Raw genomic sequence first — 19,900 nt, 5'->3', positions numbered from 1 at the left:
GACAAGTCGGCTCCCACAAAAGCGGTGCCGCGCCCCGGTCGGCTACAGCCGCGACCCCTGATCGGCCGCCATCACCTCGGCGGGCAGCGCCGCGGCGTCGATACCCTTGGCGAACAACATGGCCTGGAAGCGCTCGCCCATCTGGTCGGGCATGGTGAGCTTCTTCACCTCCTGCGCGAGGCGATAGCGTGCCGCCTCGTCGGTCAGCGCCAAGTAGTCGTTCTCGAAGAATTCCTGCATTCCCGCCGCGAGCAGGAATTGGGCCTGCGGCATATAGGCCGCGACGCCGAATCCCGCGCTGTTGCCCGCCTCGGCGAGGGCGGTGAAATCCACCGACGCGGTGAGGTCCTGCAACCCCGGCAGGAAGAACGCATCGCCGTGCATGCGATGGCGATAGAAGGCGCGCAAGGTCCCGTCCGTGCGTTCGGACTGGTAGAACTCGCCGCGGGTATACCCGTAGTCGGCGAACAACATCGCGCCGCGACGCAGGCTGCCCGCCACCGCCTGCACCCAATAGGGCAGCTGCGGCAGGATCTCGCTGCGGTATCCGTTTTCGAATCCACGGCCGAGATCGCGCTCCACATGGCGCACGGCACCGCCCACCAGGGCATCGGCGGGGCGATCGCTGCGCACGAAGCGGCCCTCGCCATCGAGAACGACGTGTTCTTCGTAGATCTCGCCATCGCGGGCCGTGAAGCGCGTGGTCGGCAGCGCGTCGATCACCTCGTTGGCGAAGAGCACGCCTTCCCACTCGGCCTCCGGCGGACCGTCGAGCCATGCCGCGCGCGCGAACAAGGCGGCGGGAAGCGCGGCATGAAGACGTTCACGCTGGCGCTCGCGCAGGTCGGCGCTCGGCTCCAGGATCATGTAGCGCCGTGGCAGGCACCCGGCCGCGTCGAGGGCCAGCAAGGCCGCTTCCGCGAAAGCGCCGCTGCCACCGCCGAGTTCGAGGAACCCGGCCTCCGGGCCGAGCGAACCAAGTACCGGCTCGAAGGCACGGACGACGCAGCGGGCGAACAGCGTGCCCAGTTCCGGCGCCGTGACGAAGTCGCCCTCGGCGCCGAACTTGGCCTTGCCCGCGCTGTAGTAACCCAATCCCGGTGTGTACAGGCAGCGCTCCATGAAGCGCGAGAAAGGCATGGGGCCGTGCGAGGCGATCTCCTCGCGCAACAGGGCCACGAGGTGATCGGAATGGGCGCGCTCGTCGGCGCCTGGTGCGGGGAGGTTGACGTTCATGCCATGCGTATTCGTAAACGAGTGCGCAGGATAACGGAAGCCCCGCCCAGGCGGCGTCAAGCGATGGACCTGTGCCTCAGAAATCCTGCTGCAGCGACAGGAACAGGCCGCGGCGCGGACCGAACTGGGGCGCGCCCACGCCGATGCCCGAACCGTCGCGGATCTCGTAGGTGCGGTCCAGCGCGTTCACCAGGGCCAGTTGCGCATGCGTGGCGCCGGCCGCGGTGAGATGGAAATCCCGCGACACGCTCAGGTTGAGCTGGAAGTACGCCGGCATCGTGTCGCCGTTCGGCACGATGCCGTCGCTGCGCAGGCCGGAGCCGAACAGGTAGTCCGCACCGATCCGGGTCGAATCCGCGAAGGCGTAGCTGATGCCACCCGACGAGGTGTACTTCTGGTCGTGGTCGAGATGGATGAAGTGGTCCTGGATATAGGCCAGGTCGTCCGGGTTGAAGTTGTACTGGCCGGTGATGATCCGCTTGCCGACCGAGCGGTTGTACGCGAAGTTGAAGTACGCCGTGAGCGCGCCACCGTCGTAGTTGATCGTGAGCTCGTCACCCTTGACCTTGCCCTGGTCGTAGTTGAACGTGGAATAGACCAGCGCGGTGCCGAACTGTCCTTCGTCCTGGATGCGCTGCACGTGGCGCGAATAGCTGTCGAGGCCCACCGTCCACGCATCACCCAGCTTCTGCGAGATGCCGATGTCGTAATAGCTGGAGCGCTCGGCCAGCGGCGTGTCGTTGCCGTTGTCGGGCAGTGCGTTGGTGGTGCCGGCGAACTTCGCGATCGAGGTGGGGCTGATCATCTCCGACGCGGGCGGCGTGAAGTAGCGCGAGAAACCCGCATGGATCGTGGTGCTGTCCGTGGGCTGGTACACCACGCCGACGCGCGGGCTCAGCTGGCTTTCCGTGCGGAAGGCTTCGTAACGGTCGGCGCGGACGCCGTAGTTCACCGTCCACTTCTCGCCGATGCTCCACTCGTCCTGCAGGTACAGGGCATAGGTGCGGGCGATGATGCGGCTGGCATCGACGATGTTCAGCGGCGTGGTGGAGGTCTGGTTGCCGTCCGCGTCGGCCGGGAACACGAGCGCGTCGTTGGTGGCGTTCGCCCGTTCGAACGAGCCGTAGATACCGTAGCGCAAGGTGTGGCTGTCGCCCAGCGGCGTGGAGAAGTCCGCTTGCAGCGTGCTCGCGCGGTTCGCCCGGCTCACGTCCGAAGCGACGCCGTTGAACATCAGGTCGCCGATGTCGTCCGGGGTGAAGTCCAGGCTGCTGTAGCGCTGCCCCGCCGAGACCTGATATGCCGTATCGCCCATCTTGCCCTGCAGGCTCAACACACCGAAGCGGGTCTTTTCCTTCTGGCGCTCGTTGAGCTGGGACGAGTCGAAGTTGGTGACGTCGAGGTAGCCGAATTGCGGCGTCTGGCCAGGGTTGTTCGGAATCTCGAAACGGTTGTTGGTGGCGCCGAACAGGAAGCTGAGGCGCGTGTCGTTGTCGATCAGGTAGGAGATGTCGCCGAACGCCTTCACCTGGTTGGTGTGGTCGTGGATCGGCTTGCGGCTGGAGGTCGGGTTCTCGATACCGACGTCGTTCTCGAGATAGTTGGCCGTGAGGAACCAGCTCCAGGCGCCGCTGCGGCCGAACAGGGTCGCGTTCGGGTTCAGCGTGCCGAACTGGCCACCGGTGATGCCGACGCTGCCACCCACGCCGTCTTCCTTGGGCGAACGCGTGGTGATGTCGACGATGGCCGCGGTGCGCTCGCCGTACTGTGCGGGCAAGGCGCCGGTGAGCAGCTTCACGTTCTGGATCATGCGCGCGTCGAGGGTCTGGCCGAAGCCGCCGATGCTTTCCGGGATGAGCACGCCGTCGATGCGGTACTGCAGGTTCGCGTGGTCGCCGCGCACGTGCAACTGGCCATAGGAATCCTGGACCACGCCCGGCGCCTGCAGGATGACCTGGTTCAACGGCGTCGAATCGCCCAGCGGCAGGGCCTGGATCGTCTGCCGGTCCATGACGTACTGGCTGCTGCCCGTGTCGGGCGACAGGCTGTTCCGTGCCTCGTCGAGCCGGGCGGTCACATCGACCTCGCCAAGGTCCGTGGCCTTCGGCGGCGGCCTGTCGTCGGTCGCGAAAACGGGTGCGGCGGACAGGGCGAGGGCGATGCAGAGCGCGAGGCGAGCAGGGGTCATCGTGGATTTTTCCAAGGATCGAAATGTTATAACGTATCTTCTTGCGGACACGCCAAGGGGGAATTGGGCGAGGCGACTGTGCCGGGTGTAGCTTTCCGCCAGCTTTCACGCCGCTTCATGATCGACTCACGCCGTCGCGGCGACCATGCCCGTCCTGACCCCGGAGAGACCGATGGCGAAACGAGACACCACATCGACATCGAAGGAAATCGTCGCGACGAGCGCCGGACGCGCCGACAGCCCCGTCGCCAAGGCCATCCTGGAATTCGTCAGCCGGATTCCCGACAGCGACGTCGCCCCCGCCGGCAAGGGTACGGCGGAGGAAGAGGCGCGCAAGCTGGCCAGCGCCGCCGCCAACAAGGCCGCGGTGACGGCCGGGTCGCTGGCCTTGCCGCCGGGCCCGCTGGGATGGCTGACCGTGCTGCCGGAACTGGTCGCGATCTGGCGTATCCAGGGCCAACTGGTCAGCGATATCGCCGCCGCCTATGGCAAGACCGCCCGGCTCGGGCGGGAACAGATGCTCTGGTGCCTGTTCCGCCATACCGCCGCGCAGGCCTTCCGCGACGTGGCCATCCGCGTCGGCGACCGCCTGGTCTTCCGCACCGCCGCCACGGGCGTGTTGCAACGGCTGGCCGGCCGCATCGGCGTCAGTGTCTCCAAGCGGGCCGTCGGCAAGGGCATCTCGCGCTGGCTGCCCATCGTCGGCGCCCTGGGCGTGGGGGCCTACGCCTATTACGACACCGGACAGGTGGCGCGGACGGCGATCGAACTGTTCAGTGGCGAGGTGTATGTCGAGGAAGACGGCCATGCTTCGCCGGAAACGGACGCGTAGCGATGCCCGGTGACGTGGGCGCCGGTTTGCGGCAAGCTCGCGGGCGCATCTACAGGGAGTCACGATGAACAAGCAGCCGGTCGTCCTCGTCACCGGAGGCGCGCGCCGCGTCGGCGCCGCCATCGTCCGGCGCCTGCACGCCGCGGGTTGCGTCGTGGCGATCCACTACCGGCGCTCGGCCGGTGAAGCCGACGCGCTGGCGGGTGAGCTCAACGCCGCCCGCGCGGGCAGCGCGGCCACGTTCGCCGCCGCGCTGGAAGACGACGACGCCTTGCCGGTCCTCGTCGGCTCCGTGGTCGAGCGCTTCGGCCGCCTCGACGGACTGGTCAACAACGCCTCCGCGTTCTATCCCACCCCGGTCGGCGCGACCACGCCCGCGCATTGGGACGACCTGTTCGCCGCGAACGCGCGCGCACCCTTCTTCCTCGCCCAAGCGGCCACGCCGGCCCTACGCGAGGCAAAGGGAGCGATCGTGAACATCGTCGACATCTACGCCGAGCGCCCGCTCGCCGGACATGTCGTGTACTCGATGGCGAAGGCCTCGTTGGCGATGCTCACCTTCGCCCTGGCGAAGGATCTGGCGCCCGATATCCGCGTCAACGCCGTGGCGCCGGGCGCCATCCTGTGGCCCGAGTCCGGCAAGCCGGAAGAAGCCGCGGAAAACCTTATCGCGAAGACGCCGCTGGCACGCAAGGGCGAGCCAGCGGACGTCGCCGAAGCCGTCCGCTGGCTGCTGCTCGATGCACGCTACACGACCGGACAGGTCGTGCGCGTGGATGGCGGACGTGCGCTGACGATCTGAGCGTCAGTTCTTCGGGCGGAACGCCGATTCGAGCAGCGCCCGGTCGAAACCCTGGCCCGGGTCGCCTTCCTGCGTGTAGCGGTACAAGGCCGCCGAGTACACGCCATGCATCGCCGCCTGGAACAGGCTGAGCGCGACGAGGCCGACGAGGGCGATGACGCCCACCGCGACCATCAGTGCCACCGACTGCGTGCTGGCCGCCGCGAAGAACAGGATGCCGCTGACGAAGATCAGGCAGAACGTGAGGATGCCACCGGCCAGGCCGATGCCCGCGTTGCCGATCAGGTTCTCGCCCCAGGTCTGCTTCAACGCGCCGGCGCTGCGCTTCACCGCATCGACAGGGCCGACGTCCTGCGCGGCGAGCACGGGCACGACGAGGAAGGTCGCCACGGTCCAGCCGAAGCCGATCAGGCCCACGACGAGACGGCCGATGAAGCCGAGACGCTCCTGCAACGCGCGAAGGATCATGCCCACCGTCGCGGCGATCAGGGCGTAGCCGAGGATGTTCGGCAGCTTGCCCATCGCCGTGCGGATACCGTCGCCGAGGGTCGGATTGCCGCCGTCCAGGCGGATCAGCGCGGCCGAGGCCAGGGCCACGTTGAAGAAGATGACCACGCTGTACTGCACGAAATAGAAGAGGAAGCTCACCAGCAGGAACATCGGCGAGACGTGCTGGCGCTGGCCTTCGAATTCCGCCTGGTTATGCGTAACCAGGGCGATGACAGGCCAGGCGAACGTGGCGATCACCACGAGCGAGGCCAGCCCCGCGAGCAGCGGGAAGAGCATCAACTCCTTGTCCTGCCGGAGGATGTTGGCGCTGGCTTTCATCAGCGCCCAACTGCGTGCGAACTTACCCATTTCCTTGATTCCCCTTGGTCCGATGTGGACGCGTTGTAGCATCTTGCGGGAGTAGTCGCCAGCGCAAGCACCCATCGCCGACGAGTCGGCTCCCACAAGAGCGAAACCCGTCCTCAACGTAGGATTCTTACCTGGGTGCGGCCACGGCTCGCGTGCAGGCTTCATCCAGCACCAGCGGCTCGCTCTCCCGTGGAAACGCCGCCCATAGCTCCGCCATGGTCCGGCCGTTCACCGGATGGCGCAGCGCCGGCGCGATATCGGCCATGGGTTTCAGCACGAAGGCGTGGCGCAACTCGCCGCGCGGGATCTCCAGGTGCCCTTCCCCGCGCAACACGAGGTCGTCGTAGAGCACGATGTCCACGTCGAGGGTGCGGCTCGCATAGCGCTCGCCACCACGGACACGCCCATGGCGATCTTCCAGCGCGTGCAACCAGTCGTTGAGGTCGTCGGGGCCGAGGTCGCTGTCGAGCGCGATGGCGAGGTTGAGGAAATCCGGCCCGTCGAAGCCCACTGCCGCGCTGCGGTAAACCGGCGAAACATCGAGCGCGCCGAAGCGGCGACGCAGCTCCGCCACCGCGAGGCCGAGCCAGTGTTCCGCATCGATGTTCGAGCCCAGGCTGAGGTAGGCGCGTCCCACGTCAGTGTTTATCCACCGGGCGGATCATTCCGGACGCGTACCGCGTTCGATACGGACGCCGACCGCGCGTGCCCCGCGCACCGCGCCGGGCTTGGAGAGCTTCAGGCGCACCCAGGCCACGCCGAATTCCTCGCGCACGATCTCCGCGCATCGCTCGGCGAGCGTCTCGACCAGGCCGAAGCTCGAAGCCTCCACGTAAGCCTGGAGGCGCTTGGAGATCGACTTGTAGTTGAGCGTGTCGGCGATGTCGTCGCTGGCGGCCGGCCGGCGATTGTCGAAGGCCATCTCGAGATCGAACGACAGGGTCTGCCGAATGCGGCGTTCCCAGTCGTAGATGCCGATGACCGCGTCGATGCGCAGGTCTTCGATGAAGACGATATCCATGGAGTCAGGTGCGGCGAAGGGTCTTACAGGGTCCGCGACGAGGGGCGATTTCGCAAGCACTCAAGCCGCGGGCGGCAACGTCTCCAGGCTCCAGCGCGGATACACCTGGATCGTCTCGTCCTGGTGCTGGCCGGCGGCCAGACGGATCGCGCCGGCCAGGGCGATCATCGCGCCGTTGTCCGTACAGAACGCCAGGCGCGGGAAATACACCCGGAAACCATCCGCCGCCGCGGCCTGGGCCAGTTGCTCGCGCAGCCGCTTGTTCGCACCCACGCCGCCGGCGATCACCAGCCGCTTCGCCCCGGTGGCCTCCAGCGCACGCCGGCACTTGATGGCCAGGGTGTCGACGATCGCCTCCTCGAAACCGCGGGCGATGTCGGCTCGGGTCTGCCCGGTCTTGTCCGACGCCTGCCAGGCCAGCAAGACCTGGGTCTTCAGACCGGAAAAGCTGAAATCCAGCCCCGGCCGGTCGACCATCGGACGCGAAAAGCGGAAACGCCCGGGCGTGCCCTCTTCGGCCAGCTTCGCCAGCGCCGGGCCGCCCGGGTAGGGCAGGCCCATGAGCTTGGCCGTCTTGTCGAAGGCCTCGCCCGCGGCGTCGTCGAGGGTGTCGCCCAGGATCTTGTACTCGCCGATCGCCTTGACCTCGACCAGCATCGAATGGCCACCCGAGACGAGCAAGGCCACGAAGGGCGGTTCCGGCGGATCGTCCTCGAGCAGCGGCGCGAGCAGGTGACCCTCCATGTGGTGCACGCCGATGGCGGGCACGCCCAGCGCCCAGGCCATGGCGCGGGCGGCCGAGGCACCGACCAGCAGGGCGCCGACCAGGCCGGGCCCCGCCGTATAGGCCACGCCACCGAGATCCGCCGGGGTCATGCCGGCCTCCTTCAAGGCCTCCCTGACCAGGGGCAGCAGCTTGCGCACATGGTCGCGACTGGCCAGTTCCGGCACCACGCCGCCGTACTCGGCATGCAGGGCGATCTGGCTGAAGAGGGCATGGGAAAGCAGCCCCCGGCCAGGCTTCTCGGGGTCCCAGCGCAGCAGGGCCACGCCGGTCTCGTCGCAGGAGGTTTCCACGCCCAAAACGGGCTTTGAATTTTTCATCTCGATCACGTTATAATCCACGGCTCACCCGGATTCACGGGTCAGTTTAATCAAGTGGAGTTTCCATGCCGAGCGTTAAAGTCCGCGAGAACGAGCCGTTTGAGCTTGCCCTTCGCCGCTTCAAGCGTACGTGCGAGAAGGCTGGCGTGCTGGCCGAAACGCGCAAGCGCGAATTTTACGAAAAGCCGACCCAGGAGCGTAAGCGCAAGCGTGCCGCTGCTGTGAAGCGCCACCTGCGCCGTCTGTCCCGCGACACGACGCGCCGGACCCGCATGTACTGATGTACCAGCCGGTCCTCGTGGCCGGCATGGTATCGCGGTTGGCGCGTTTACGCCGCCCCCGCACTCAGGCGGAAATCCCGAGCCGGCTTCGCCGAAAGGTGAAGCCGGCTTTTCGTCGTCCCGGAGAAAAGACATGAGCCTCAAGGCAAAGATCACCGAAGACATGAAGACCGCCATGAAGGGCGGGGAAAAGGACCGCCTGGCCGTCATCCGCCTGGTCCTGGCGCAGATCAAGCAGCGCGAGGTCGACGAGCGGATCGAGCTGGACGATACCCAGGTGCTTGCCGTGCTCGAGAAGATGCAGAAGCAGCGCCGCGATTCGATCGATCAGTACGACAAGGCCGGCCGCACCGACCTGGCCGACATCGAGCGTTACGAGATGGGCGTGATCGACGGCTACCTGCCCGCCAAGCTGGGCGAGGCCGAGCTGGACGCCATCATCGATGCCGCCATCGCCGAATCCGGTGCCACCACCGCCCGCGACATGGGGAAGGTGGTCGCGCTGATCAAGGAAAAAGCCGCCGGCCGCGCCGACATGGCCGCCGTGGCAGGCAAGGTGAAGGCCAAGCTGGCCTGAGCCATTCAAGTTGGGGCCCCCACCAATGGGAGCTCCGATGGGGGGGGTCGAGCCCTGGTGGGAGCCGACCCTGTCGGCGATGGGTGCTTGCCGTAAAGCCCCTTGCTCCCTGTGGGAGCCGGCTCTGCCGGCGAAGGGTGCTCGCATAACCTGGCTCGCTGCCGCGGGATCGCCGACAAGTCGGCTCCCACCAGACTGTGGCAAGCACCCATCGCGAGCCAGCCATTCACGGCTTCGCCACGGCGCTGCCAGCATCCTGCGCGGCGCGGCTGGCGGGCCCTCCTCCGGCGCCTGACGGAGGATTCCTGTGCTCAAGTACGCCATCATCTTCGGCCTTATCGCCCTGGTTACCGGCGCGCTCGGCTTCAGCCGGGTCTCGGGCGTCGCCGCCACCATCGCCAAGGTGTGCTTCGCCATCTTCCTGATCCTGTTCGTGATCGCGATCCTGGTCCTGATCGGCGCCTTCAAGCTCGTCTTCTGAGGACACGCCGGACTCCATACGGAAGCGGATGCATGGCATCCTAGGGGACTGATGCGTGGCCGTATTCCCGACAATTTCATCGATGAACTGCTGACTCGCGTCGACATCGTCGACGTGATCGAGCGGCGCGTGCCGCTGAAGAAGGCCGGGCGCGAATGGACGGCGTGCTGCCCCTTCCACAACGAGCGCTCGCCATCGTTCTATGTGAGCCCGCAGAAACAGTTCTTTCACTGCTTCGGCTGCGGCGCGCATGGCAGCGCGATCAAGTTCATCATGGATTACGACCGTCTCGAATTCCCCGACGCCATCGAGGAACTCGCCCAGTCGGTGGGCATGAAGGTGCCCTACGAGGGTGGCCGCGACGATAAGCCGCGCGAGGACCGCAGCGACCTCTACTCCCTGCTCGACGACGCCGCCAGCTTCTACCAGCGCGAACTCGACAACAGTCCCGAGGCTCGCGCCTATGTCGACCGGCGCGGCCTCGACGACGAGATCGTCAAGCGCTTCCGCATCGGCTGGGCACCCGCCGGTTTCGACGGCGTGTTGAAGGCGCTGGGCACGTCCGACCGTCGGCGTCAGCTGCTCAACGAAGCCGGCATGGTCGCCAGCAACGAGCGGGGCAATCGCTACGATCGCTTCCGCGAGCGGGTGATGTTCCCGATCCTCGACCGGCGTGGCCGCGTGATCGCCTTCGGCGGACGCGTGCTGTCGTCGGAACAGAGCCCGAAATACCTCAACTCGCCGGAGACACCGCTCTTCCACAAGGGTCGCGAGTTGTTCGCCCTGTGGCAGGTGAAGCAGGCCCACCAGCACCTCACCCGGATCATGGTGGTGGAGGGCTACATGGACGTCATCGCATTGCACCAGGCCGGACTGCCCATCGCCGTCGCCACGCTCGGCACGGCGACGACGCCGGAACACGCCGAAGTGCTTTTCCGCGCCGCACCCGACGTCTATTTCTGTTTCGACGGCGACCGCGCCGGCCGTCAGGCGGCATGGCGCGCACTGGAGTCGATCCTGCCGCGCATGCGCGACGGCCGCCAGGCCCACTTCCTGTTCCTGCCCGACGGCGAAGATCCGGACACCCTGGTACGCAAGGAAGGTAAGGACGGCTTCGAGAAGCGCATGAAGGAATCCATGCCGATGTCGGAGTATTTCTTCGAGGAACTGGCCCGCGACGTCGACGTCACCCGGATCGACGGCCGCGCACGTCTCGCGGAACGCGCCCGTCCGCTGATCGCCAAACTGCCCGATGGCGCCTTCCGCGACCTGATGGCGCAAGAACTGGAACGCCGCACCGGGGCACGCGCCGTGCTGGAACCGGAACCGGGGCCGGCTCGCCCATCGGCGTCGCGCCCAGCCAACGTGCAACGCAGCCTCGTCCGCAGCGCCATCACCCTGCTTCTCGCCCAGCCTTCGCTGGCCGAAGAGGTCGAGCCGCCCTATCCGTTCCTCCGCCTGGAACGGCCCGGCGTCGGCCTGCTCGCGGAACTGATCGACCTGGCCCGCGCGCGGCCGGACATCAATTCCGCCGTGCTCGTCGAGCACTTCATGGACCGCCCCGAATACGCGTCCTTGCAGAAGCTCATGCAGGCCGACGTCATCGGCGAGGCCGACATGCAGCGCGTGGAATTCCTCGACGCCCTGGCCCAGATGCAACGCCAGGCCACGACACAACGTCGCGAGACCCTGATCGCCCGGAGCCGCGAAGGCGCGCTCGACGACGCGGAAAAAGCCGAACTGCGTTCCCTCTTCGCCGCACTGGCCACCCCCGCCCCGGCGGACGGCGAATGATGCGCCGCATCGTGGGCGTAACGCGATCCGTGGGATCATCCCGGCCTCGTTCCTCCAAGGGACCGGCCCCAGCCGGATTCGTGCGCTACTGATGGACCTGCTCAACGACCTCGTCGATTTCTTCGGAAGGAACGGATACCTCGCCGTCTTCTTCGCCCTGATGCTCTGCGGGGCAGGCATCCCGCTGCCCGAGGACATCACCCTCGTGGCCGGCGGCATCATCACCGGCCTGGGCTACGGCGACGTCCATACGATGGTCGGCGTGGGCATGGCCGGCGTGCTGGTGGGCGATTCCACGATGTTCCTGCTCGGCCGTCACTTCGGCGGGAGGATCATGAGCTGGCGCCTCGTCGCACGCCTGCTCACGCCGGAACGCTACGCGAAGGTGCAGGAGAAATTCGAGCGCTACGGCAACCGCATGATGTTCGTCGCCCGCTTCCTTCCGGGCATGCGCACCGCCGTGTTCATCACCGCCGGGGCCACCCATCGCGTCGGTTTCTTCCGCTTCCTGCTGCTGGACGGCCTCGCCGCCGCCATCAGCGTGCCTTTATGGGTCTACCTGGGCTATTTCGGAGCGCACAACCATGAGTGGCTGGCGATGTGGATTCATCGCGGACAGACGGGCGTATGGCTGGCGATCGCCGCCGCGCTGGTCGTGCTGGGCGTGATCTGGTGGCGCCGCAAGAAGGCCACGCGGGACTGCTGAGCATTGTGAGGCCTGAGGGATTGCGGGCCTGCGAGAATTGTGGGAGCCGCTTCAGCGGCGATCCCGCGGCAGCGGGCCAGGCTGAGGCGAGCACCCATCGCCGCTGAAGCGGCTCCCACAGGTGAAGCGCGGCTCCTGCCGGGTTTTGGCCGGCCTCAGCCGGCTGTCGTGATCTCGGCGAAGAGCCAATCGCGGAAGACGGTGGTTTCCTCGCGCGGCTCGGCATCGCGGGACACCGCCAGGTAATAGGTGTGATGCAGCGGCAACGCCAGGTGAAACGGGGCGACGAGACGGCCCGCGGCCAGGTCGTAGGCCACCAGCAGCTCCTGGGCCAGCGCCACGCCCTGCCCCTCGATGGCCGCCTGCAGCATCATCGTGCCGTCGCTGAAACCCATCTCGCGCGACACCGGCCCCGGTTCGACACCCGCGCGCTCGAACCACTGGTCCCATCCCGTCGCCGCCGCGGCACGGCGGCCCGGACGTTCGTGCAGGAGCATCTGCGCGGGCAAGTCCGCGGGCCCACGCACCTGCTCGGCGAGTGCGGGGGCACAGACTGGCGTGTAACCGCTCACCACGAGGATCGACTGCCCGGCGCCCTCGTTCACGCGATCGTCGATGGCCAGGTCCCAGCCACCATCGTCACCGCCATCGGTCACCACTTCCACGGCGATGTCCGGATGCCGGGCGAAGAAGCGGAACAGCCTCGGCACCAGCCATTTCGTACCGAAGGTGGGTGGCACGGAGACGCGCAAGGAAGCATTGCGCTGCCCCATCACCTGGTCCGTGGCATGTTGCAGCGCACGAAAAGCGTCGCGGATACGCGGGAAATAATTTTCTCCCGCCGTCGTCAGCGAGAGTCGATTGTTGCTTCGCACAAAGAGTGGCGTACCCAGGTAAGACTCCAGCAATTTGACTTGCGCACTCACCGCCGCGGCGGTCAGCGAGAGTTCCTCGCCCGCCTTGGTGAAGCTCATATGCTGCGCTGCAAGCTCGAACACGCGCACGGCATGGAGGGGTAATGAGCGCTTCATTGCGGACTCGTTCAAAAAAACTTGGGGAACCCCCGAAGAATTTCTAGTTTGCCTGCCTCGGCAGGCAACGCCAAGAATCCATGGCGCTTTCGATCGGACCCTCGATGAACATCCTCACCGTCGACACCGGAACCACCAACACCCGCGTCACCGTCTGGCACGACGGCGTCGTGGCCGGACAGGCCGCACGGCAGGTCGGCGTGCGCGACACCGCCATCACCGGCAGCACGGCGAAACTCGAGGAAGGCGTGCGCGAAACGATCGCCGAAGCCCTCGCGGCGGCGAACCTCGGCAAGGGCGACATCGGCCGCGCCATCGCCTCCGGCATGATCACCTCCAACGTCGGCCTGTGCGAAATTCCGCACGTGGTCGCGGCCGCCGGCATCGACGACCTCGCCGCCGCCATGCGCGAGAGCCTCATCGCCAACGTGTGGCACGAGCCGATCTGGTTCGTGCCCGGCGTACGCAACGCGGTGGACCACATCGGCCTGCACAACTGCGAGGCGATGGACATGATGCGCGGCGAGGAAGTGGAATCCTTCGCGCTGGTCGAACGGCTGGGGCTCGACGAGCCCACGGTCATCGTGCTGCCCGGCTCGCATTCGAAGTTCGTCAGCATCGACGCGAAGCGCCGCATCGACGGCTGCGTCACCACGCTGGCGGGCGAACTGCTGCACGTGATATCGCACGACACCATCCTCGCCGGTTCGCTCAAGGAAGGCTTCGCCAAGCGCATCGACCCCGAGATGCTCCTGGCCGGCGCCGCTTCGGCGAAGAAGATCGGCCTGGGCCGCGCCTGCTTCAGCGTGCGCATCCTCGACCAGTTCGCGGTGTACGACGCCAACGCGCGCGCCAATTTCCTGCTTGGCGCGGTGCTCGGTTCGGACCTGCTCACCCTCAAGAATTCCAGCGCGATCCGGATGAGCCCGGGCACGCGTTTCGTCGTCAGCGGCAAGCCGATCCTGCGCGAGGCCATCGCCCGGCTGGTCGAGGGCGACGATTTCTTCTCCGGCACGGTCACCGTGCTGGGCGACGACGAGCAACGCGACCTCGCGGGATACGGCGCCATCGCCGTCGCCCGCCGTCGCGGGCTGGTCGACTGACAACACGGCCCATGGCCATCCGAATCACCCGAGGAGGGAACGCATGAAGACGAAGATCGCCCTGGGCCTCCGCGCCCTCGCCCTGGCGCTGGCCGTGACCGCCGCGCCCGCTTTCGCCGCCGATGACCCGGTGAAGATCGGCTTCGTGGTGAAGCAGCCCGAGGAACCGTGGTTCCAGGACGAGTGGAAGTACGCCGAACAGGCAGCGAAGGAGAAGGGCTTCACCCTGGTGAAGATCGGCGCGCCGGACGGCGGCCAGGTGCTGACCGCCATCGACAACCTGAAATCGCAGCACGCCCAGGGCTTCATCATCTGCACGCCCGACGTGAAGCTCGGACCCTCGATCGTGGCCAAGGCGAAGATCGACAAGCTCAAGCTGATGACGGTGGACGACCGCCTGGTCGACGGCTCCGGCAAGCCGATCGAATCGGTGCCGCACATGGGCATCTCCGCGTCGAAGATCGGCGAGCAGGTTGGCGAGGCGATCGCCGCGGAGATGAAGAAGCGTGGCTGGAAGCCGGAGGAAACCGGTGCCCTGCGCATCTCCTACGACCAGCTGCCGACGGCGAAGGAACGCACCGACGGCGCCATCGCCGCGCTCACCGCGGCCGGGTTCCCGAAGGCCAACGTGGTCAACGCGCCGCAGGCCAAGACGGATACCGAGAACGCCTTCAACGCGGCGAACATCGCCATCACGCAGAACCCCAAATACAAGCACTGGATCGCCTTCGGCCTCAACGACGAAGCGGTGCTCGGTGCCGTGCGGGCGGCGGAAGGCCGTAACTTCCGTGCCGACAACATGATCGGCGTGGGTATCGGCGGCAGCAAGTCGGCGCTCAACGAATTCGCCAAGGCACAGCCGACCGGCTTCTTCGGCAGCGTGCTGATCAGCCCGAAGCGCCACGGCTATGAGACCTCGGTGAACATGTACGAGTGGATCAAGAACGGCAAGGCGCCGCCGCAACTCACCTTCACCACCGGCCAGCTCATCACCCGCGCCAACGCCGCGGAGATCCGCAAGGACATGGGGCTTTGACGATGACGGATGCCCCGCGCCTCGAGTTCCGCCACATCGGGAAGACCTTCCCCGGCGTGCGCGCGCTCAGCGATGTCGGCTTCGCCGTGCGCGCCGGCAGCGTGCACGGCCTGCTCGGCGAGAATGGCGCGGGCAAGTCGACCATGATGAAGATCCTCGGCGGGGAGTACATCCCCGATGAGGGCGAAGTCGCGATCGATGGACACGTGCGGCACTTCCGCAAGGCGGCCGATGCCATCGACGCGGGCGTGGCGGTGATCCACCAGGAGCTCCAGTATGTGCCCGAACTGTCGGTCATGGAAAACCTGCTGCTCGGCCGCCTGCCCACGCGCTTCGGCCTGGTCGACCGCCGCCGTGCGCTGGCCTGGACCCGCGAGCGCCTCGACGCGCTCGGCGTGGACCTTGATCCCCGTGCGAAGCTGAAGCAGCTTTCCATCGGCCAGCGGCAGATGGTGGAGATCGTCAAGGCGATCCTGCGCGATGCGAAGATCCTCGCCCTGGACGAACCCACCAGCTCGTTGTCGCATCGCGAGACCGACGTGCTCTTCCGCCTCGTGCGCGACCTGCGCGCGCAGGGCAAGGCGATGATCTACATCTCGCACCGCCTCGACGAGATCTTCGAGCTCTGCGATGCCGCGACGATCTTTCGCGACGGGCGCAAGGTCGCCGATTTCGACACGCTGGAGGGCGTCACCCGTGACGCGCTCGTGCAGCGCATGGTCGGCCGCGAGATCAGCGACATCTTTGGTTACCAGCCGCGCGAGCACGGCGACGTGCGCCTCTCGGTGAAGAACGTGACCGGCCGCGCGGTGCCGCTGCCGGTGAGCTTCGAGGTACGCGCGGGCGAAATCGTCGGCTTCTTCGGCCTGGTCGGTGCCGGCCGCTCCGAGGTCATGCGCGTGGTCTACGGGGCCGACCGTCGTACCGCCGGAGACGTCCGCGTGGATGGACAGAGCATCAAGCGCTCGCACATCCGCGACGCCATCCGGCACGGTCTCGTGTTCTGCCCGGAAGACCGCAAGGAAGACGGGATCATCGGCGTGCGCTCGGTGTCGGAGAACATCAACATCAGCGCTCGGCGAAACCACCTCACCGCCGGTCTCTTCGTCAACGACCGCAACGAGGCCAGGACCGCCGACAGCTACATCGAGCGACTGCGCATCCGCACGCCGCACCGCCGGCAGGAAATCCGCCTGCTGTCCGGCGGCAACCAGCAGAAAGCGGTGCTCTCGCGCTGGCTGGCCGAGAAGGACCTGCGCGTGCTGATCGTTGACGAGCCCACCCGCGGCATCGACGTCGGCGCGAAGAACGAGATCTACAACGTGCTCTATGAACTGGCCGCGCGCGGCGTGGCCGTGGTGATGATATCCAGCGAGTTGCCCGAGGTACTCGGCGTCTCCGATCGTGTCGTCACCATGTGCCGTGGCCGCATCACCGCCCAGTTCGACCGCGCCTCGGCGAACGAGCAGAACGTCCTCGCCGCCGCCCTGCCCGAAAGCGCGGGATCCACCCCGATAAGGAACGCCTGACCCATGACCGAGTCCAACGCCGCCGCCATCGCCGCGACCCGCGAGACGCCCGAGGCCCACCGCCGCGCCCTGCTCTGGCAGGTCGTCGACGACTACAGCCTGATCGGCATCTTCGTCGTGCTGTTCGCCGTGCTGAGCATGACCGTGCAGTACTTCTTCTCATGGGACAACGTGGTCGGCCTGGCCCTGTCCGTCTCGCAGATCGGCATGGTCGCCTGCACCATGATGTTCTGCCTGGCATCGCGCGACTTCGATCTCTCGGTGGGGTCGACCGTGGCCTTCGCCGGCGTGTTCTGCGCGATCGTTTCCAACGCCACGGGCAGCGTGGTGATCGGCATCGGCGCCAGCCTGATCGCGGGTGCGCTGGTGGGTTTCGTCAACGGCGCGGTCATCGCCAAGCTCAAGATCAACGCGCTGATCACCACGCTGGCCACCATGGAGATCGTGCGCGGGCTGGCCTTCATCGCCTCGCACGGCCAGGCCGTGGGCGTCACCAGCGAGGCCTTCTTCACCCTGGGCAGCGCCGAGTTCCTCAGCCTGCCGGTGCCGGTATGGGTCACCCTGGCCTGCTTCGTCGTCTTCGGCGTGCTGCTCAACAAGACGATCTACGGGCGTAATACCCTGGCCATCGGCGGCAACCCCGACGCCGCGCGCCTCGCCGGCGTGGCGGTGGACCGCGTACGCATCGCCATCTTCCTCATCCAGGGCCTGGTCGCCGCGCTGGCCGGCATCATCCTCGCCTCGCGCATGACCAGTGGCCAACCCAACGCCGGTGAAGGTTTCGAGCTCAACGTCATTTCCGCGTGCGTGCTGGGCGGTGTCTCCCTGATGGGCGGCCGTGCGAGCATCAGCGGCGTGCTCGTTGGCGTCCTCATCATGGGCACCGTGCAGAATGCGATGAGCCTCATGAATATCGACGCCTTCTACCAGTACCTGGTCCGCGGCGCGATCCTGCTGATCGCCGTGCTCGTGGACCAGCTCAAGAACCGCAGGCAATCCCGCTGATGACCGACACCTTCAAACCGCTTTCCCCGCACCGCCAGGCCCATGCCGAGGGCGTGATCTGGGACGACATGGCCGGCCTGGTCCGCTGGACCGACATCGCCACTTCGCAGCTGTTCTCGTACGACCCGGCCACCGGCGTCGTGAAGGACTGGAAGCTCCCGGCGCGCCTGTGCTGCTTCGCCCTCACCCACCAGCCCGGCGTGCTCCTGCTCGCGCTGGAGAAACAACTCGCCCGCTACGATACCCGCGACGGCACCTTGCACGTGCTCGAGGACGTCGAGCCCGACCTGCCCGGCACGCGCACCAACGACGGTCGCTGCGACCGCGGTGGCAACTTCATCTTCGGGACCCTCAACGAGCGCGGCCCGGAAAAGGTGGCATCGTTCTGGCGCTACACGCACGACGGCAAGCTCGACCGGCTGGCCCTGCCGAAGGCGGCCATCACCAACAGCATCTGCTTCAGCCCGGATGGCGAAACGATGTACTTCACCGACTCGCCCACGGCACAGATCATGGCCTGCGACTACGATGCCGCGACCGGTGACATCGACCGCATTCGTGTCTTCGCCCAGCTGGACGAGGGTGTCGAACCGGACGGCTCGACCGTCGACGCCGAGGGCTTCCTCTGGAACGCGCAGTGGGGTGGATCGCGCGTGCTGCGCTACGCCCCCGATGGACGCGTGGACGCGACCATCGACCTGCCCGCGCGCCAGCCGAGTTGCGTCACGTTCGCCGGCGACGCGCTCGACCGCATGGTGGTCACCTCGGCGCACAAGGGCTTGAAGGACACCGTGATCGCCGGCGAGCCAACGAACGGCGCGATCTTCATCGGCACGCCGCCCCGCGGACGCGGCTTGCCCGAGGCACGTTACGGTCACGGATCGGGCGCATGACCGTCACGACGAAGGCCGATCCACGCACCACGCCCTTGCCGCGCCTCGCGGGCAAGGTGGCCATCGTCACCGGCGCCACGCAGGGCATCGGCGCCGCGACGGCCCGCTTGTTCGCCGCGCACGGCGCGAAGATCGTGCTCAACGTGATCGAGGACAACGCCCAGGCGCGTGCCACGCTGGCCGGCCTGGATACGCCGGACGCCCTGTTGTTCCAGGCCGACGTGACCGATCCGGCGGCGGTTCGGCGGATGGTCGACGCGGCGACGGAACGCTTCGGCGCACCCGACGTCCTGGTCAACAACGCCGGCATCAACGTCTTCCACGACCCGCTCTCGCTGAGCGACGATGAGTGGACGCGCTGTTTCGAGGTGGACCTCAAGGGCGCCTGGAACTGCGCGAAGGCCGTGTTGCCCGGCATGCTCGGCCTTGGCCGCGGCAGCATCGTCAACATCGCCTCGGTGCACGGGCACAAGATCGTCCCGCACTGCTTCCCCTATCCCGTGGCCAAGCACGGATTGATCGGGCTGACCAAGGCGCTAGGCATCGAGTACGCCGCGCACGGCATTCGCGTGAACTCGATTTCCCCGGGCCTGGTGCTGACCGCCATCGCCGAGGCCGGCTTCGCCGCCGCGCCCGATCCCGAGGCGGAACGTCGCCGGCAGACCGAGATCCTGCCCAACAGGCGCATCGGTGAGCCGGAAGAGATTGCCTATACTGCGTTGTTCCTCGCTTCCGACGAAGCACGCTATATCAACGCCGCCGACATCCGCGTCGACGGCGGCCGTTCCCAGCTCTATCACGAGTGAACCCATGGCCTGGCCGACTGCGCTTCCCCTCATCGCCATTCTTCGCGGCATCACCCCGGACGACATCGTCGGCCACGTCGAGGCCCTGCTCGAAGCGGGATTCGACGCCATCGAGGTGCCGCTCAACTCCCCCGACTGGCAACGCAGCATTCCCATGGCGCTGGAAGTCGCCGGTACCCGGGCACTGGTCGGTGCGGGCACGGTGCTGACGCCGGACGCGGTCGACGCCGTGGCCGACCTGGGTGGTCACCTGTTGGTGACGCCCAACACCGACCCCGCGGTGATCCGCCGCGGCCGCGAACGCGGGATGTATACCTCCATAGGCTTCAGCACACCGAGCGAAGCGTTCGCGGCCATCGCCGCGGGCGCGCAGTCGCTGAAGTTGTTTCCCGCCACGCAATGGGGCCCGGGCTACGTGAAATCCATCCGCGCCGTGCTGCCGCCCGACCTGCCGTTGCTGGCCGTGGGTGGCGTCACGCCGGAGAACATCGGCCAGTTCCTCGATGCGGGCTGCATCGGTGCGGGATTGGGCGGCGACCTGTATAAAGCGGGGCAACCCGTGTCGCGGACGCGTGAGCGCGCGAACGCCTTCGTCAAAGCCTATCGTTCGGTCTGAG

The 19,900-nt window shown here is 67.0% G+C and carries 21 protein-coding genes; 14 read left to right on the top strand and 7 right to left on the bottom strand.

Translation table 11 applies throughout. The annotated features are described in order from the left end of the window. Positions 1-42: 42 nt before the first annotated feature. Together AB6730_RS04315 and AB6730_RS04310 are read right to left on the bottom strand one after the other, a co-directional pair. Positions 43-1,236, bottom strand: coding sequence for a class I SAM-dependent methyltransferase (locus AB6730_RS04315; protein ID WP_371022426.1), 1,194 nt, complete (start codon positions 1,234-1,236; stop codon positions 43-45). Between the two features lie 76 nt (positions 1,237-1,312). Next, positions 1,313-3,424: a TonB-dependent receptor gene (locus AB6730_RS04310; RefSeq protein WP_371022425.1), complete on the bottom strand. Its 2,112-nt coding sequence runs from the start codon at positions 3,422-3,424 to the stop codon at positions 1,313-1,315. 172 nt (positions 3,425-3,596) lie between these two features. On the opposite strand from AB6730_RS04310, the gene AB6730_RS04305 reads away from it, so the two are divergent. After that, positions 3,597-4,256 (top strand): hypothetical protein, encoded by a 660-nt coding sequence (locus AB6730_RS04305; RefSeq protein ID WP_371022424.1) that lies wholly within the window; start codon positions 3,597-3,599, stop codon positions 4,254-4,256. A 64-nt stretch (positions 4,257-4,320) separates the two neighbouring features. Continuing rightward, a complete protein-coding gene (locus tag AB6730_RS04300) occupies positions 4,321-5,058 on the top strand; it encodes a pteridine reductase (protein WP_371022423.1) in 738 nt (245 codons plus the stop codon). 3 nt (positions 5,059-5,061) lie between these two features. Here AB6730_RS04300 and AB6730_RS04295 read toward each other — a convergent pair whose 3' ends face one another. From AB6730_RS04295 to tsaD, 4 genes are all read right to left on the bottom strand, one after another. Next, the gene (locus AB6730_RS04295) at positions 5,062-5,916 is read right to left on the bottom strand and encodes a DUF6159 family protein (RefSeq protein ID WP_371022422.1); all 855 of its coding nucleotides are present in this window, start codon (positions 5,914-5,916) and stop codon (positions 5,062-5,064) included. 127 nt (positions 5,917-6,043) lie between these two features. After that, entirely contained in the window at positions 6,044-6,553 is a 510-nt protein-coding gene (folK, locus tag AB6730_RS04290) for a 2-amino-4-hydroxy-6-hydroxymethyldihydropteridine diphosphokinase (protein WP_371022421.1), read from the bottom strand. Positions 6,554-6,577: 24 nt separating this feature from the next. Further along, the gene (gene folB, locus AB6730_RS04285) at positions 6,578-6,937 is read right to left on the bottom strand and encodes a dihydroneopterin aldolase (RefSeq protein ID WP_371022420.1); all 360 of its coding nucleotides are present in this window, start codon (positions 6,935-6,937) and stop codon (positions 6,578-6,580) included. Positions 6,938-6,997: 60 nt separating this feature from the next. After that, complete coding sequence (tsaD, locus tag AB6730_RS04280) at positions 6,998-8,041, bottom strand: tRNA (adenosine(37)-N6)-threonylcarbamoyltransferase complex transferase subunit TsaD (RefSeq protein WP_371022419.1); 1,044 nt, start codon at positions 8,039-8,041, stop codon at positions 6,998-7,000. A gap of 65 nt (positions 8,042-8,106) precedes the next feature. On the opposite strand from tsaD, the gene rpsU reads away from it, so the two are divergent. From rpsU to AB6730_RS04255, 5 genes are all read left to right on the top strand, one after another. Further along, a complete protein-coding gene (rpsU, locus tag AB6730_RS04275) occupies positions 8,107-8,322 on the top strand; it encodes a 30S ribosomal protein S21 (protein ID WP_029213735.1) in 216 nt (71 codons plus the stop codon). Between the two features lie 133 nt (positions 8,323-8,455). Next, positions 8,456-8,899 (top strand): GatB/YqeY domain-containing protein, encoded by a 444-nt coding sequence (locus AB6730_RS04270; protein WP_371022418.1) that lies wholly within the window; start codon positions 8,456-8,458, stop codon positions 8,897-8,899. A gap of 307 nt (positions 8,900-9,206) precedes the next feature. After that, positions 9,207-9,380: a DUF1328 domain-containing protein gene (locus AB6730_RS04265; protein ID WP_371022417.1), complete on the top strand. Its 174-nt coding sequence runs from the start codon at positions 9,207-9,209 to the stop codon at positions 9,378-9,380. Positions 9,381-9,431: 51 nt separating this feature from the next. Continuing rightward, entirely contained in the window at positions 9,432-11,174 is a 1,743-nt protein-coding gene (gene dnaG, locus AB6730_RS04260; RefSeq protein ID WP_371022416.1) for a DNA primase, read from the top strand. Positions 11,175-11,265: 91 nt separating this feature from the next. Further along, positions 11,266-11,880, top strand: coding sequence for a DedA family protein (locus AB6730_RS04255; RefSeq protein ID WP_371022415.1), 615 nt, complete (start codon positions 11,266-11,268; stop codon positions 11,878-11,880). Positions 11,881-12,035: 155 nt separating this feature from the next. Here the strand turns inward: AB6730_RS04255 and AB6730_RS04250 are convergent, their stop codons facing one another. Further along, the gene (locus AB6730_RS04250; RefSeq protein ID WP_371022414.1) at positions 12,036-12,911 is read right to left on the bottom strand and encodes a LysR substrate-binding domain-containing protein; all 876 of its coding nucleotides are present in this window, start codon (positions 12,909-12,911) and stop codon (positions 12,036-12,038) included. A gap of 104 nt (positions 12,912-13,015) precedes the next feature. On the opposite strand from AB6730_RS04250, the gene AB6730_RS04245 reads away from it, so the two are divergent. The 7 genes from AB6730_RS04245 to AB6730_RS04215 are packed head-to-tail and all read left to right on the top strand — an operon-like array spanning position 13,016 to position 19,899. Next, on the top strand, positions 13,016-14,014 hold the full coding sequence (locus AB6730_RS04245) for a 2-dehydro-3-deoxygalactonokinase (protein WP_371022413.1): 999 nt from the start codon (positions 13,016-13,018) through the stop codon (positions 14,012-14,014). A 43-nt stretch (positions 14,015-14,057) separates the two neighbouring features. Next, positions 14,058-15,050, top strand: a complete 993-nt coding sequence (locus tag AB6730_RS04240; RefSeq protein WP_371022412.1) for an arabinose ABC transporter substrate-binding protein — start codon at positions 14,058-14,060, stop codon at positions 15,048-15,050. A 2-nt stretch (positions 15,051-15,052) separates the two neighbouring features. Beyond that, positions 15,053-16,579: an L-arabinose ABC transporter ATP-binding protein AraG gene (araG, locus tag AB6730_RS04235; protein ID WP_371022411.1), complete on the top strand. Its 1,527-nt coding sequence runs from the start codon at positions 15,053-15,055 to the stop codon at positions 16,577-16,579. A gap of 3 nt (positions 16,580-16,582) precedes the next feature. Next, positions 16,583-17,584, top strand: coding sequence for an L-arabinose ABC transporter permease AraH (gene araH / locus AB6730_RS04230; protein WP_371022410.1), 1,002 nt, complete (start codon positions 16,583-16,585; stop codon positions 17,582-17,584). Continuing rightward, entirely contained in the window at positions 17,584-18,477 is an 894-nt protein-coding gene (locus tag AB6730_RS04225; protein WP_371022409.1) for an SMP-30/gluconolactonase/LRE family protein, read from the top strand. The genes araH and AB6730_RS04225 overlap by 1 nt, the downstream gene beginning before the upstream one ends. After that, positions 18,474-19,283, top strand: coding sequence for an SDR family oxidoreductase (locus AB6730_RS04220; RefSeq protein WP_371022408.1), 810 nt, complete (start codon positions 18,474-18,476; stop codon positions 19,281-19,283). The genes AB6730_RS04225 and AB6730_RS04220 overlap by 4 nt, the downstream gene beginning before the upstream one ends. After that, entirely contained in the window at positions 19,273-19,899 is a 627-nt protein-coding gene (locus AB6730_RS04215; RefSeq protein ID WP_371022553.1) for a 2-dehydro-3-deoxy-6-phosphogalactonate aldolase, read from the top strand. Before AB6730_RS04220 ends, AB6730_RS04215 begins: the two co-directional genes overlap by 11 nt. Position 19,900 lies beyond the last annotated feature (1 nt).

Origin of the sequence: Luteibacter sp. RCC_6_2, assembly GCF_041360655.1 — a bacterium.
Classification (GTDB): Bacteria; Pseudomonadota; Gammaproteobacteria; order Xanthomonadales; family Rhodanobacteraceae; genus Luteibacter.
This window is presented reverse-complemented; position numbering and strand designations above follow the sequence as displayed.